Here is a 14,461-nt window from a genome sequence, read left to right on the forward strand (position 1 = left end):
CGAGGGGGGGCTGGCAGCGTGATTGTCCAGGCAATGCGCGATGAACCCTCCCACGCTTCACCCGGCCCGGCGCGGCATGCCTTATGGCCGCGACGCCACCTCTTCCAGGCGGTTCAGCAAATCCAGCGCATCTTCATAAACCCGCAGCGCCCCCGCCCGCTCAAGCTCCGAGATGTCATAGCCACCCGAGAGCACACCAATCCCGGTGGCCTTGCAGCGCCGGGCCGCGAGCATGTCCCAGATCGCATCCCCCACCACCAGGCACTGGTCGATCGGCACCCCCATCCGCTCAGCGGCCGCGAGAAACAGCGCAGGGTCCGGCTTGCCGTACTTCACCTCATCACGGGTGATGAGCGTCACCTCGTCCAGCGCCAGGCCCAGGGCCTTCAGGTTGATGGTGGCAGTGTCACTGCCACCGCTGGTGGCGATGCACCATTTGAACCCACCCTGGGTCAACGCCTGCAACAACTCGACGGCACCTGGCAGCGCAATGATCTGGCCCTGCAGCCGCTCGTAGGCCTTGGCGTGGTGTTCGCTCAGGCGCTTGGCCTGGGCGTCATCGATCTGCAGGCCTGTCTCGCGGCACAGGGACTTGAGCATCAAACCACCGCTCATGCCGATCTTGCGATGGATGCGCCACATCGCCAACGGGATCTTCTCAGCGTCCAGCGCTTCCTTCCAGGCGGCCACGTTCTGGTAGACGCTGTCGGTCAGCGTGCCGTCGAGGTCGAAGATGAATGACGTTTCCAACTGCATGGTCAACACTCCAGCATTCAGGGGGCCGCTGGCGGATCGGGTTTGACCCGCCATGGCGGCGCTACTGGATTCGAAACCCCAGGGCGGCAGGCGTTCAGTCTTTCGCGCCAGCGGGTTAGGCACGAGCAGTAACGCATCTGGCAACATTGGAATCCGATTGAATCCCCGGCAACGACGGCGGTCGGTTACTAGGAGAGCATGACGACGATAACCCAAAGGAGGCGCCCAATGAGCCTATCGATGACTATCTTCAGCATGATTGCCGCCTGGTTGGCGATTGCCTTTGCCATGTTGTGGGGCATCCTGCGCATCGCCCGCCGGCATGCACCCGCCGTGCCTGTGCCAGTGCGCCGTGAGCGTACGCCGCTGGTGCCCCGCCACGCGACGGCCTAGGACATGGCGTGCGCCCACCCCACCACGCCTGATGGACGTTATTTCGTGGTGAAAGGGCAACTGTGGCGGTGCTCCAACCCGGCGTTGGATGAAGCGACTCGCTCGGGGCTGGTCACGCAATTGATGGCCGCGCGGCGGGCGGTGCGGGCTGCCAAGGCGGCCCAGGATTCGGCAGGTTTGCGTATCGCACGCGCTGCGGTACAGGAGGCCAAGGTCGCACTGGGAGAGCGTGGCGCGCCGTGGTGGAGCGATGGAAGTCCGGACTTCAATCGCAAACGGATAATGAACACGCCCTACGCACTGTGGTGGCAGGCGCTGGAAGCTTGATGTGCACCCACGGCTCCAGCGCGACGTTCTCTCGGCGCAGCGGTATAGCATCACTCAGTGCGCCGCCCCCCTTCGCCCCTGCCGGAGTATGATTGGCGGGAACCCGCCAGGAATATGGACATGCCCACCGGACAATGCCTTTGCGCCAGCGTCAGATTTTCCCTTGAGACCGCGCCGCTGTTTTTCTACCGATGCCACTGCTCCCTGTGCCGCCGACAGACCGGCACCGGTTACAACTGTGCGACCATCGTCACTGCCGCCAACTTTCACTGGCTGGCCGGGCAGGCCGACATCAACCGTTGGCAGAAGCCCAGCGGCTACCGCAATGACTTCTGCAAGCAGTGCGGTACGACAGTACCCAATCCCTTGCGCGGCTTGCCGTACGTGTGGGTGCCACTGGGCTTGCTGGACCCGCAGAGCCATTCCATGACCTGCATTGGCGACTATTGCCTGAACGATGCGATGCCATGGGATACCTTGCGCTCAGACGTTTGCCTGGAGGGCGCCCCGGCATCGGTGGAGTCGCTGATCGCTGCCCTGGGGGTCAGCCCGCTGTAGCAAGTGCAACGGATTCGGGAGAAATTCGATCGAGCTCCTTCCTGATATTCACCTGCATGGCGACGCGGGCGACTTCAAGCATTCCCTGAGAAACAGAATACCCTCCCTTTCCCTGAAACCAGGCCAGCACTTCCGCAAGGTGCCAGATTGAGGCCCTGCCCTCATGGACAGGAGAGGGAAAGCTGATCGAATGAACGCTAACCAGCTTGCGCATCCCTTGTCGTGACATTCCGACGACCTCGGCCATGTCAGTCAATCCCACAAGATCCGGGGTGGCCTCAATCAAAGTAGCGCCCGGTACTGCACGGCGGACCGCCGCAAGAGCGCTAGCGACAGCTTCGTTCGCCGAGCATGCCTCACGAATGAACGCCAATGCCAAACGTCCGGGTTGCCCGAGCCCGACTATTGCGTCGTCGCAGCCTTCCACGGCCAAGCGCTCCAACATATCGTCGTCTCCCCCGGCCTGCGTTGAAAGCTGATACTTAAGCGTGAATGTAAATTCCATCTCTATCCCTCCGAATCGGCACCCTCTGGACCTGACTCGCTATCGCAGCGCGCAGTGCAGTTGTCTACCACCCGGATCAATTGTCTGGCGTGGTTGGTGGGGTTTTTAGGCGTGCACCACACGCTGACGATGCAAAACTCGCCACACCGGCACTCAGCGTCGTTGTAAGGGCAATAAATCTTTCCCCAGCAATGTCCCCCACTTTCATGGATTCGCCATCCCCGAGACTCGGCATACCGTAACGCGTCTTCCACTTCTTTTTTCAAATGCCTGGAACGGCTCATCATCTGCTCTCCAGTGTGGCCACACCGCCAAAGGTTGTCAATCGACAACCTCCGGTAACACCGCCCGGCAAACGTTAGGCCGTTGTTACAGGGTTTCAAAAGTGGCCGAGAGATTAAGCCTCTTTGAGTCGAGCAGTCAGCAACTCCCGCTCAGATTTGTGTTACGAGAAATCTGAAACTCGATCTCGACGGCTGCATAGCCATTATTGAGTATCCGTGAATCCGGCCAGCGCCCAAATGTCGGCAAAAGTAGCGTATCGGGATGTTCCCGAAGGACGCGTTCTCACCACCTTCCCGGCCCTGGTCCAAGCGATCAAGACCTTGGAGGTGCAGGCAGCCGACACCGTCGGAGATACTCGGGAACGGCACTGCGCGGTGTGACTGGAAGAACGCAGCGCCTGCTTCCCGAGCTTCGCCCGGTCCCACAGAGGGAATCCCGCTACCGCATTCACCCTTGCGGGCCCTCAGCGCACTTCAGCTATCAGGCCAGCCCTGCCCCCGCGTCTGACGCGGGAACCGCCACCTCATCCGAAGCCGGCGGCGCAACAGCCTTGTTGGCTACCCCGAACGGTACATGCACCATCGGCAAATTACCGGCGGGCGACTGCAGGTGGCTGCGCTGGTCGTCGAAGAACATGTGCGGCCTGAGAATGGACAATACCCTGGCCTTTTCCATCCCCCCGAGGAAAAACGACTCGTCGGGCGACACGCCCCAGTTTTTCAGGGTGGTCACTACCCGCTCGTGGGAGGGCGCGTTGCGGGCTGTGACGATGGCAATGCGCAGGATGCGCTGGTAGTCCGGGCACTGGGCGATTTTTTCATCCTCCAGGGTGCGGATCAGCGACAGCTTGCGGAACAGGTCTGCCAAGGGCCCGGGCTGATGCGGGATGGCCTGGTGCGCGCGCTCGTAATCCTGGAAGTCGTCGAGGTTGTCGTTCCGCTTGTACACGCTTTCGGCTTCGTCGTCGGCGATCACGCCGTCGAAGTCGAAAGCCACGCGCAGCTCGGTGTCTATTTCGTCATCGACAATGCGCGTGGGCAGCACCAGGCCTGCCGGGTAACTGGCATCGATGGCGCGCTGCACGTCCGGTTCGTGGGCACTGAGAAACAGCGACGCGTTGAATGCCGGGATGTATTCGTAGGGCGAACGGCCAGACATGAACGCGGCACGGGTGATATCCAGCCCGTAGTGGTTGATGGAACGGAACACCCGCAAGCCGGTTTCAGGCGAGTTGCGTGATAACAGCACCACTTCCACCGGCAACTGCTCGGGAAATGCCTTGTTGATGCTCAGGAAGCGGCGAATGAACGGAAACGCCACGCCTTTGGCAAAAGGCGCGTCGATGTTCTGTTCCTGATGCTGACGGTATGCTTCCACCCCCTGGTTTTCGTAGATGTCGTCGGAAACGGCAAGGTCGAACAATGCGCTGGAGGCAACGCCGACGACCAGTTTTTTCTCGATGGGGTAAGGCATGGTAGGTTCCTGAATGGCAGACGTCCCTCAACCCTGCAGCGGCCGCCAGGCCGCGACCCACGCGTGTAGCTTGACTACTCAAGTACAGGGCGCAAGAAGCTTCGCTCATAGCTCACGATGAATTTCAGCTCAGTGGCTTCCTCCACCAGCTGTATGCATTCCGGGTCCTGCGCCGCCTGCTGGCGATACTGCTCGTAGTCCGCCAGGCTGGCAAAGCTGAACACACAGTAAGCGATGTTGTTGGCGCCCTCAGCCGGCAGGAAATAGCCATGGTGCTGGCCCCCAAAGCGTACCACCAAGCTGATCCACCGGCGCGAATAGCGCTCGAAGGCTGGCAGTTGATAGGGGTCGATGATGTATTTGACGTGGCAGGTGATCATGGGGTCATTCCTTTGATGTGAATGACATTATGCCGTCCTGCGCGCTGGTTTGGCAGACTCGCCCAACACCTCGCTGACCCGGTGCAGGGCCGAAGCCCTGCACCCGACGGTTCTCAACGCGCTACTTGCCACAACACTCCGTACTGGTGCGCCTGGCGCATCAGCACCAGGTCTTTGCGTCGCACCACGCTGGTGGGGTACGGCGTGTCCAGGTTGCTGGTGTCCATCCGCGCCACCGCATGGCCCCGCTCGCCGGTGACAATCACCTCCTGGCGCGGAAACGCGAAGGTGTCCGGGCCGAATACGCCGCTGGCGCCAAAGCTTCCCACCGCCGGGTCGAGGCTGTTGGCGAAAGCCAGGAACAGGTTGTTTTCACCGGCCCGCACCCGGCCCAGGTGCCAGTGGTACGGGTCCGCGCCCGTGGGGATCGGCGCCGGATGGGCGATGGCCGTGCCGGAATGGGCACCCGGCAAGGGCGCCGACAGCGCCGCCGGGCAGGCGACCAGGTCGCAGCCGCGCAGGGCCAGCACCCTGCCTGCTTCGGGTACCAGGCAATCGTCACCAATCAGCAGGCCGACCCGCCCCAGCGGCAGGTCGAGGGTTTTCCACGCGGTTCCGGGCGTGGCCCAGGCCTTGTCGCCCTCGCTCAGGTGCAGTTTGTGGTAATGACCCACCACCCCTTCAGGCCCCACCACCACGGCACTGTTGTACAGTGCCTGCCCTTCGGCGAGCACCAGGCCCGCTACCAGGTGGACTCGCAGCTCTATGGCCAGGTTCAGCAACGCGCGGACCTCGTGGCCATCCAGTGCCAGAGCGCTGGTGTGGTCGACATAACCGCCACTGAGCGACAGCTCTGGAAAGACGACCAACTCAGCACCCTGGGCCTTGGCGGCCCGAGCCTGCTCGGTGATGGCACGCAGATTCGCCGCGGTATCGCGGCCCGGTGCGAACTGCCCCACTGCAACAGCGGACACCTTGCCCTTGGCCCGCGGCGACAGGCCGTACAGACCGAAGAAATCCAGCGGGTTCCAAGCGTAGGCCGGCTGCGCCAGCTCCTTGTACAACGCTGGCCGACGCGCTGCCATGACCGTGGGCTGGCGATCACGCACGCGCGCCAGGTCCAGCTTGCCAAACAGCAAACCGTCGCCTTTATCGAGGATGCCCTGCACGTGACCATCCGGCTCGATCACACAGGTGCCACCACTGAACTGCACACCGCGCTCCTGGCCCCAGCGGTTGCTTTCCACCAGGTAGCAACCGTTTTCGAATGCCCGGTTGATCCAATACGGCGCCGGCGTGCGCTCGGCCAGCCAGTTGCTGACGTGGCAGATCACGTCCGCACCGCCCAGGCCTGCCAGCCGGGCGGTTTCCAGGAAGTGGATGTCCATGCAGATCAGCAGCGCGATGCGGCCAATGGGGGTGTCGAACACCTGGTGGCCCAGGTCACCGGACGCGGCCCATTTCGGTTCGCTGATGTAGGGGTGGGTCTTGCGGTGCTTGCCCACCACGCCCTGGGGGCCGATCAGCACGGCGGTGTTGTAGTAGAGGTCGTCCACCGGGTCGACCTCGGGCATGCCGATGACGAGGTGGCATCCGTACTGCCGCGCCAGCCGGGCAAAGCGTTCGGTGGTAGGGCCTGGGATGGTTTCCACATAGGGCGCTACTTCTTCGCGGTCCTGCCAGCAGTAGCCGGTGGTGCCCATTTCCGGGGTGACGATCAGTTGCGCGCCGGCGCGGGCGGCCTCCTCCACCCATTCGCTGAGGCGGTCCAGGTTGCGCGATTTCTCGAACAGGGTGGGTTCGAATTGCACGGCAGCGACATTGAGCAGGTTATTCATGGTTGGCTTCCTCAGGCGGCAGTCGAACGGGTGAGCGGCTGCGGGCCGCTGTAGGTGTGGGACGGTTGCCACTGGGTGGCCATGTCCTGGGGAAAGTTGCTGAAGTAGTAGCGGCCACGGGTTAGCAGGCTGAGCGCTACGTGCAGGACCGGGCCCACCAGCATGGCGATGAAGGAGGCGTAGTACATGGGGTAGGCGCCAAGGATGCCCGCCGCGCCGATGGCCACGGCGATCAGCAGGCTGAACACGCCGCAGGGGTTCCAGGAACGCAGGTGCTCGCGGCGGAACTCGACGAAATCACTGGGGGCCAGGTTCAGCACTTTGCGGCACACCAGGTAGTCGGCGAGGATGATGAACACCCAGGTGTTGGTGAGAATGCCGGTGATGGCCAGGAAGGTACCGGTGTATTGCAGCACGTTGAACACGTAGAACACCACGCCCACCAACCACACCACCAGCATCCACCACTGGCGGCCCGGGCGGTAGTTCAGGGTCATGTCCATGGTGTTGGACAGGGCGATGGAGCCGGAGTAGAGGTTCATCACGTTGATGCGGATTTGCGTGACGATGGCGAAGATCACCCCGATCAGGCCCAGCACGGTGGGGAAGATGAAGCCGGGGTCCATGGCCTGGGCGAAGGCGTCGCCCTGGGTGATGTGTGGAATCAGGGTATACGCCAGGTAGGCACCACTGAGCATCACCGCGACGATGGGCAGCAACATGCCCAGCATGATGGTGGCCGTGCCCTTGTGGCTGATGGTCGGCTTGGCGAAACGGCCGTAATCGGTGGCCATCAGGCCCTGGAACACGATCTGCCCGTTGGCCATGTTCATGACCATCCACAACGCAGTCGCGCTGTCCTGGCTATGGGGCATCCAGCCGGCCGGGCCCACGGCGTCATAGTTGTGGGTGAGCTGGTACAGGCAGAAGGCGAACAGGGCGATGAAGATCGGCCCCCCCCAGGTCTGCAGGAACTGCATGGACGACATGCCCTTCCAGGCGAACAGCACGGTCACCAGGCCAATGCCGGCGAAAATCGCCACGCCGGCCAGCGAGCCCACCTCCACCCCCGCATAATGGGCGATGGCATGGGAAACAATGGTGCCCTCGAACAGGAAGTAGAAAATGAAGTTCACCGCATAGATCAGCGAGGTGAACGCCGAGCCCATGTAGCCAAACCCCAGCCCTCGGGTCAGCAGGCTCAGGGACAGCCCTTCCTTGGCCGCCAGTTTCATCACGCAGGCGCCGATGAGGGTGGCGAACACCACCATGTACAGGATGGGAATGAGGATCTTCGGCCAGCCCACCTGGTAGCTCATGTCGGCGCCCAGGCTGAACCAGAACATGGCGGTGGAATTGCCCAGCAACACCAGGATGATCGCCGGGATGGGCCAGCGGTAACGGCTGGGCACACGGCCCACCGCGTAGTCTTCCACCGCTTCGGCTTCGGTGATGTCCTGGGGGCCCTGGAACCAGTCTTTCAATTTGCTCATGGGGTAAACCTCGTTTTTCGGGCGTGCGAAGGCCCGGACCGCGGCTGGCCGCGATAGCGTGTGTGGGGTCAATCAAAGGGGTGACGCGGGGGTATCAGGGAGGCGCGCGTTCGGGGCTGTCGTTGTCGATGATCTGCTGCGCGACCACGTCCATGCTGCAGCGCTGGGCCATGGCGTCACGCTGGATGCGCTGGTGGGCCTGGGGCTCGCTGAAACCGTGGCGGGCCATCAACAGCGTCTTGGCCATGGAGATGCGCGACACGGCGGACTGGCGAATTTCCAGCTTGCGGATCTCCGCCAGCATGGCCACGCGCCGGCGCCAGAACGAGCGCGCGATCAGCAGCTGGGTGAGCAGGCCGAAGGGTCTCAGCGGCCGCTCGATCACCGCCGCGGGCTGGCTGAGCAGCACCAGTTGCAGCATCGAGGGGTTTTCATAGCCGACGATGGCGATGATCGGCGGGGCCTGTTCATCCAGGTTGTCCACCAGGCGCTCGATGGCCGGGCGCTGGTCCAGTTCGATGGACAGCAGCACGACGTCGACGCCCTGGGGCAGACGCTCGGGCACCGGCCATCGTTGCTGCACCTCGCAGCCGATGCGTTGCAAGTGGCCCAGCACGATCTGCGCTTCGGCGTCCTGCGGATGCAGCACCAGCACGCGCAGGCCCTTGAGTTCACTCAGCAGGTTGGCAGTGGTCATGGCCGCCTCACTCGTTGCTGTCGAGCAACAGTTCGATCAGGTACGGGCTGGGGTGCTCCTGCTGCTCAGCCTGTTCCAGTATTTCGAAGCGGCCGTTGGCATCAATGCGTGCCAGCCGTGGCCACAGCCAGGTGTGGTGGTTCTCGGCGTCGATGCGCACCGGGCCCTGGGGCGCCTCGAAGGTCGAGCCAGCCAGGGCCGCGCGCAACGCATCAAGGTCATTGGGCGCCGCCTTGCGGGCCGCCTGGGCGTACAGGTGCACCTGGAAGTACGCTGCCTCCGCCCCCGCGGTGATCGGTGCATCGGCGCCGTAGCGATGGCGGTAACGGCTCACGAAACGGCGGCTCAGCGGAGTGTCCACGGTATCGAACCAGGGCGCGGCGCAGATGTGCCCGGCGCTGACGTGCGCGGGCATCATCGCCACTTCCGCTTCGGTGGTGGACAGGCTGATGATGGGCCGCTGCGCCGGGTCGAAACCGGCTTCGTGGTACGCCCCATACAACGCGGGAATATCGCCGCCCACCACCGTCGAGTAGATCACATCGGGTCGGGTTTCACGCACCCTTGCCATGACGCTGCGGCACGCGTCGATACCGGCGCCGAACGGCAGGTAGATTTCGTCGACCACTTCACCGCCCGCCTGCTCGAACAAGTCACGCATGATGCGGTTGGACTCCACCGGGTACACATAGGGCACGCCGACGAACAGCACCCGGCGGCCGAAATGCTTCAACGCATGGCGGGCCAGCTGCAGGGAATTCTGGTTGGGTGCAGCACCGGTGTAGTAGACAAAAGGGGAATATTCGAAACCTTCATACAGGGTTGGGTAGAACAGCAACCGGCGGCGGCTCTCCACCACCGGTAACACTGCCTTGCGGGTACTGGACATGTGCGTGCCGAACAGCACCTGCACACCGTGCCGGTCACACAGCTCCAGGGCGGCCTGGCGATAGCTTTCCGGAGTAGTGCCGATGGGCAGGCTGACGGCTTCAAGCGGCACACCGTTGATGCCGCCCTGTTCGTTGACTTCATCAATGGCCAGCAGCGTCGCCTGGGCCTGGGTGGCCTCCACGGCGGCGGTCATGCAGGTGCTGGAAAACAGCAGGCCGACCTTCAGGGTCGCGGGTTGCGGGAATGTGGGCATCGGGGGTCTCCGTCATACCAGTCAACGCTGCCGGGGCGTGGCGCAACAGGCGCACGCAGGCGGAACACGACCAGTATGGGGAATGGAACCGGGCAGGGACATGCCTGATTCAGCACCGACGACGTTGTCGGCAAAGCGAGGTGTCGGCACCTGCGAGGAATATCTGCATCGTTGGAGATATTCAGCCTGTCGGAGCAGGCCGGGTGCGTCGATGGGATATTAGACAGCAAATTGCGGGCCAATTCCCCCTCCACCCGGGCGCAGCATGCCGAGGCGCCTAGGGCAAGGCTATCCGGCCGCGCACCAACGGTGGCCGGCCACGCTTCCCCCACCAGCAGACACCGCCCTACGCATCAACGTGGTGCGTGAACACATGAACATGCCCTCCCCTGAATCACCGTGACCTGATTGTTCACAGGTAAAAGGCGGCGCCCGGGTCCTGGCAACGCTTACTGGCCGGTACCGGGCGGCCAAAATAGTACCCCTGGAAGTGCGAACAGCCTTCCTGGATCAGCTGCTGCATCTGCTCAGCGGTCTCGACCCCCTCGGCCGTGGTCTTGATCAACAGGCTGTTGCTCATGCCCGTGATAGCCCGAATGATGGCCAGCGCCTCCTTGCTGTTCTTCATTTCACGCACAAACGACATGTCGATCTTGATCCGGTCGAACGGAAACGAACGCAAATACCCCAGCGACGAGTAGCCTGTGCCAAAGTCATCCAGGGAAATGGCGACCCCCAGTGCCTTCAGCGCCCGCAGGGTGTCGACGTTACTCTCGTTGTCCTCGAGCAAGACCGACTCGGTAATCTCCAGCTCCAGCCGTGCAGGCTCAAGACCCGCGTCACTGAGCGCCAGCGCTACGGCATCCACCAGGCCCGGGTTCTTGAACTGCACCGGCGACAGGTTCACGGCCACGGTCTGGCGCGTGCCCCAGCTGGCGGCTTCCTTGCAGGCCAGGTTGAGGGCGCGGTTACCAACTTCATGGATCAAACCGGTTTCTTCGGCCATGGGAATGAAGTCCATGGGCATGATGGTGCCCTTGGTGGGGTGCTGCCAACGCAGCAGTGCTTCATACCCGCTGACCTCGGCACCGCCGTGGGTGACGATGGGCTGATAGTGCAAATGCAAGTGCCCCAGGTGCAGCGCCGTGCGCAGGTCAGTCTCCAGGGTGCGGCGGTGACGGGCTGCCTCGTCGAGTTGAAACTTGAAGCGCTCGAAGCGGTTGCGCCCGTTGCGCTTGGCTTCATACAACGCCATGTCGGCATAGCCCATCAGTTGCTCGGGCTTGTCGTGGTCCTGTGGCGCCAAGGCGATACCCACGCTTACCCCCACCGTGCAGCTATGCCCGTCAATCAGGAACGGTGGGCGAACGGCCTGAATCAGGCGCTGGGCCATCAGTTCGGCGGCTTCCGCTGTCTCCAGCTCCGGGAGGATCACGGCGTATTCGTCGCCGCCCAGCCGGGCCAGGGTGTCGGCTTCGCGCAGCTCCATTTCCAGACGGCTGCTCAATGCCCGCAGCAACTTGTCGCCGATACCGTGGCCAAGCGAGTCGTTGACGTTCTTGAAGTCGTCCAGGTCCAGGCACAGGGTCGCAGTCATCCGCCCCGAACCCTGGGCCTGCACCAGCGCATCCTTGAGTTTCTGGTGAAACAACACGCGGTTGGGCAACCCGGTAAGCGCGTCATGGTGCGCCATGTGGTGAATCCTGGCATTGGCCTCCAGTTCCACCGTGACGTCTTCCGCCACGAACAGCACATACTCCGCGCCGGTGCCGGGGTCCTGGTTGAGGACCGTGCGGCTTCTGAGCGTGCGGGGGCCGCGGTTAGTGCTGACCCGAGTTTCCACCGTCTTGATGGCGCCGATGTTCAGGTCCTGGCCCATTTGCTGTTCGATGTACGCGGCGGTGTCCGCCGCCAGCGCCTCGCTCATCCGCAGCCCCACCATGCTGGCGCCATTAGGCACGAACAGCGCCTCGGCCTGATGGTTGGCCAGCAGGACCTTGTGGCTCTGCACGTCCTTGACGATAACGCTGGCCGGAATGTTGGATATCACCGAATCCAGGAACCGCGACAACGACGCCATTTCGGCGCTGTATTGCTCTGCACGGACATTGGCCTCCAGCAGTTGCAGTTCCTTGTCGCGCCGCTCGGTGATGTCCCGGGTCACCTTGGCGAAACCGATGACCTGGCCGTCGTCATCGTACACCGCATCAATGACCACACTGGTCCAGAAATGCGAGCCGTCCTTGCGCTGGCGCACCCCCTCGGCCTGGAAGCGCCCTTCTCGGCGGGCCGTTTCCAGGTTGTGCAGCGGCAGCCCGGCGGCGCGGTCCTGGGGGGTATAGAACAGCGAAAAATGCTGGCCGATGATCTCGGCGGCCTTGTAGCCTTTCGCACGTTCGGCGCCGGGGTTCCAGTTCGTGACAATGCCTTGCGGGGAAAGCATGTAGATCGCGTAGTCCACGACACTCTGCACAAGCAGGCGGTACATGGCATCGGAGGCGTCGGTGAACTGCATTTACGGGTCTCGAGCGGGTGGTGGGGCGCTATGGCGTGGGGGGTTGGGAGAAACGGGACTGGCCTGAGCGGTTGATGGCATTATGCCGGCTGACGTGACCTCGGGGTATAGCCCGAAAGTACCGGTTACGGCACGGTCCGATGGCGTCGATCGCGCAAGCCTCGGCATGGGCTGGGCCTTTAGCGTGCCCTTTGCACACAACAGCTGTGCCCACCGGGGCATTAATGCCGCGCGCGCTCCTTCGTATAGTGGCTGCACCACCGACAAAGGAGCCTGACCATGAACAGTGCCTTCACCCCCACCACGACCGTGGACGCCGAATACTTCGAATACAGCAAGGCCGCCAACCCCATCAGCGCCAAGCTGATCAGCCGTGTGCCTTACCACAGCTTCGCGGCCGCGCTCTGCGCCGACGGCCCGTCGCGGGTGGTGCCCCTGGACCTCAGCGAACACCTGGGCTGCGCCGGGCCCGCCACTGGCCCGGGGCTGTGCGCCAACTTCATTCGCTTGAATGCCGGCGAGCGCCTGCGCCTGTCGCCCAACGCCACCTCACAGGTGGTGTACGTGATCGCGGGCGCCGGCAGCCTGCGCCAAGGGGACAGTCAATTGGACTGGTACCAGGGTTGCTTCATCGCACTGCCCGGCCTGCACGCCACCGAGCTGAGCGCCAGTGCCGACAGCCGCTTCTATTACGTGCACGACGAACCGCTGCTGCGCTACCTGGGCGTGACGCCCAGCGAGGATCGTTTCAGCGCCACGCTCTACCCCGCCGAAGTCGCCAATGCCAAGTTGCGCGAGGCTGCCGACGACCCGCGAGCCCAGGACCGCAGCCGCATCAGCATCCTGCTGGGCAACCGGCATTTCCCCCAGACCCGCACCGTGACCCACGTATTGTGGGCCATGTACGGGATCCTGCCGCCAGGCTCGGTGCAAAAACCTCACCGACACCAGTCCATCGCCCTGGATTTCATCATCGATGCACCCCAGGGCTGTTACACCCTGGTGGGCACCGAACTGGACGACGCCGGGCAGATCCGCAACCCCACTCGCGTTGACTGGGCCCCCGGCCTGGCCTTCGTCACGCCCCCCGGGTACTGGCATGCCCACTACAACGAATCGGATCGCGAAGCGTTTCTTATCCCCATTCAGGACGCCGGGCTGCAAACCCACCTGCGCGCCCTGGACATCCGCTTCAGTTGAGCCAGTACGGCGGCGTGCCGATGCGTTCGACCATGAAGTCGATGAAGCTGCGCACCTTGGACGAAACGATCCGTTTGGGCGGGTAGACGAACCACAGCGCCGCTTCGCCCGAGGGCACCTGCCAGTCCGCCAGCCAGCGTTGCAGGCGGCCACTGCCCAGGCCGTCAGCGGCCAACCAGCAGGGCAACAGCGCCACGCCCAGGCCCTGCTCCACGGCCAGCCGGCGGGCGTCCAGGTCATTGATGCGCAGCGCACCCTGCAGGGTCACTGTCACACGGGCGTGTTCACGGCAGAACACCACCTCGTCGGCAGCTGGCGCGCCCAGGATCGCCGGGTAGTCCGCCAAGCGTTGTGGCGCCTCGGGCGCGGCATGCCCCGCAGCGAAGGCCGTGCCCACGCACAGCACCCACTGTTCACTCGCCAGCTTGCGTGCCTTGAGGCCGGAGTCGGGCAAGGTACCGCGACGGATCGCCAGGTCCATGCCGCTCTCGATCAGGTTCACCCGCGCGTCATCCAGCACCAGCTCCACCTGGATATCCGGGTAGCGCCGCTGGAAATCCCCGAGCCAGGGCAGTACGTGGTGGCGGCAAAAGGCCGGTGGCACGCTGACCTTGAGCAGGCCGCGCGGGTGCTGGTTCAAGGCGCCCGTAGCGGCGCGCGCCTGTTCCAGTTCCGCCAGCACCCGCCTGGCGTGGTGCAGAAACGTCTGCCCGCCTTCGGTCAGGTGCAGGGTGCGGGTCGAGCGGTTGAACAGGGCGATGCCCAGGTCCTGTTCCAGGTCCTTCACGTAACGCGACACCGTCGAGGCCTTGATTCCCAGGCGCTCGGCGGCGCGGGAAAAGTTGTTGCCGTCGGCGGCCTCGATGAAGGCAGTCAGTGCGGCGAAATAATCCACGG

At 63.5% G+C, this 14,461-nt stretch carries 15 protein-coding genes; 4 read left to right on the forward strand and 11 right to left on the reverse strand.

The window, feature by feature from the left end:
* Positions 1-81: 81 nt before the first annotated feature.
* A complete protein-coding gene (locus tag HWQ56_RS18320) occupies positions 82-756 on the reverse strand; it encodes an HAD family hydrolase (RefSeq protein ID WP_158154985.1) in 675 nt (224 codons plus the stop codon).
* Between the two features lie 228 nt (positions 757-984).
* On the opposite strand from HWQ56_RS18320, the gene HWQ56_RS18325 reads away from it, so the two are divergent.
* The 3 genes from HWQ56_RS18325 (at position 985) to HWQ56_RS18335 (ending at position 2,034) form a co-directional block, all read left to right on the forward strand.
* Entirely contained in the window at positions 985-1,149 is a 165-nt protein-coding gene (locus HWQ56_RS18325) for a hypothetical protein (RefSeq protein WP_176571403.1), read from the forward strand.
* 3 nt (positions 1,150-1,152) lie between these two features.
* The gene (locus tag HWQ56_RS18330) at positions 1,153-1,476 is read left to right on the forward strand and encodes a hypothetical protein (protein ID WP_176571404.1); all 324 of its coding nucleotides are present in this window, start codon (positions 1,153-1,155) and stop codon (positions 1,474-1,476) included.
* Positions 1,477-1,596: 120 nt separating this feature from the next.
* Entirely contained in the window at positions 1,597-2,034 is a 438-nt protein-coding gene (locus HWQ56_RS18335; protein WP_158154989.1) for a GFA family protein, read from the forward strand.
* On the opposite strand, the gene HWQ56_RS18340 is transcribed toward HWQ56_RS18335, so the two are convergent.
* From HWQ56_RS18340 to HWQ56_RS18375, 9 genes are all read right to left on the reverse strand, one after another.
* Entirely contained in the window at positions 2,021-2,539 is a 519-nt protein-coding gene (locus tag HWQ56_RS18340) for a helix-turn-helix transcriptional regulator (RefSeq protein ID WP_158154991.1), read from the reverse strand. The two genes, HWQ56_RS18335 and HWQ56_RS18340, sit on opposite strands and share 14 nt — an antisense overlap.
* Positions 2,540-2,541: 2 nt before the next feature.
* On the reverse strand, positions 2,542-2,823 hold the full coding sequence (locus HWQ56_RS29120; protein ID WP_245217894.1) for a hypothetical protein: 282 nt from the start codon (positions 2,821-2,823) through the stop codon (positions 2,542-2,544).
* 481 nt (positions 2,824-3,304) lie between these two features.
* A complete protein-coding gene (locus HWQ56_RS18345) occupies positions 3,305-4,297 on the reverse strand; it encodes a 5'-nucleotidase (protein ID WP_176571405.1) in 993 nt (330 codons plus the stop codon).
* A gap of 74 nt (positions 4,298-4,371) precedes the next feature.
* A complete protein-coding gene (locus HWQ56_RS18350) occupies positions 4,372-4,677 on the reverse strand; it encodes an NIPSNAP family protein (RefSeq protein ID WP_176571406.1) in 306 nt (101 codons plus the stop codon).
* Positions 4,678-4,790: 113 nt separating this feature from the next.
* Positions 4,791-6,515, reverse strand: a complete 1,725-nt coding sequence (locus tag HWQ56_RS18355; RefSeq protein ID WP_176571407.1) for a nitrilase-related carbon-nitrogen hydrolase — start codon at positions 6,513-6,515, stop codon at positions 4,791-4,793.
* A gap of 11 nt (positions 6,516-6,526) precedes the next feature.
* Positions 6,527-8,008 carry a purine-cytosine permease family protein gene (locus HWQ56_RS18360; protein ID WP_176571408.1) on the reverse strand — a complete coding sequence of 494 codons (1,482 nt, stop codon included), beginning with the start codon at positions 8,006-8,008 and terminating at the stop codon, positions 6,527-6,529.
* A gap of 94 nt (positions 8,009-8,102) precedes the next feature.
* Positions 8,103-8,705: an ANTAR domain-containing response regulator gene (locus HWQ56_RS18365; RefSeq protein WP_176571409.1), complete on the reverse strand. Its 603-nt coding sequence runs from the start codon at positions 8,703-8,705 to the stop codon at positions 8,103-8,105.
* Positions 8,706-8,712: 7 nt separating this feature from the next.
* Positions 8,713-9,849, reverse strand: coding sequence for a transporter substrate-binding domain-containing protein (locus HWQ56_RS18370; protein ID WP_176571410.1), 1,137 nt, complete (start codon positions 9,847-9,849; stop codon positions 8,713-8,715).
* Positions 9,850-10,261: 412 nt separating this feature from the next.
* Entirely contained in the window at positions 10,262-12,364 is a 2,103-nt protein-coding gene (locus HWQ56_RS18375) for a sensor domain-containing protein (protein WP_245217778.1), read from the reverse strand.
* Between the two features lie 279 nt (positions 12,365-12,643).
* Here HWQ56_RS18375 and HWQ56_RS18380 point away from each other — a divergent pair, with 279 nt between their 5' ends.
* Positions 12,644-13,564, forward strand: a complete 921-nt coding sequence (locus HWQ56_RS18380; RefSeq protein ID WP_158158094.1) for a cupin domain-containing protein — start codon at positions 12,644-12,646, stop codon at positions 13,562-13,564.
* Here HWQ56_RS18380 and HWQ56_RS18385 read toward each other — a convergent pair.
* Positions 13,557-14,459 (reverse strand): LysR family transcriptional regulator, encoded by a 903-nt coding sequence (locus HWQ56_RS18385; protein WP_176571411.1) that lies wholly within the window; start codon positions 14,457-14,459, stop codon positions 13,557-13,559. The genes HWQ56_RS18380 and HWQ56_RS18385 overlap by 8 nt on opposite strands.
* Positions 14,460-14,461 lie beyond the last annotated feature (2 nt).

This window comes from Pseudomonas eucalypticola (genome assembly GCF_013374995.1).
GTDB lineage: Bacteria > Pseudomonadota > Gammaproteobacteria > Pseudomonadales > Pseudomonadaceae > Aquipseudomonas > Aquipseudomonas eucalypticola.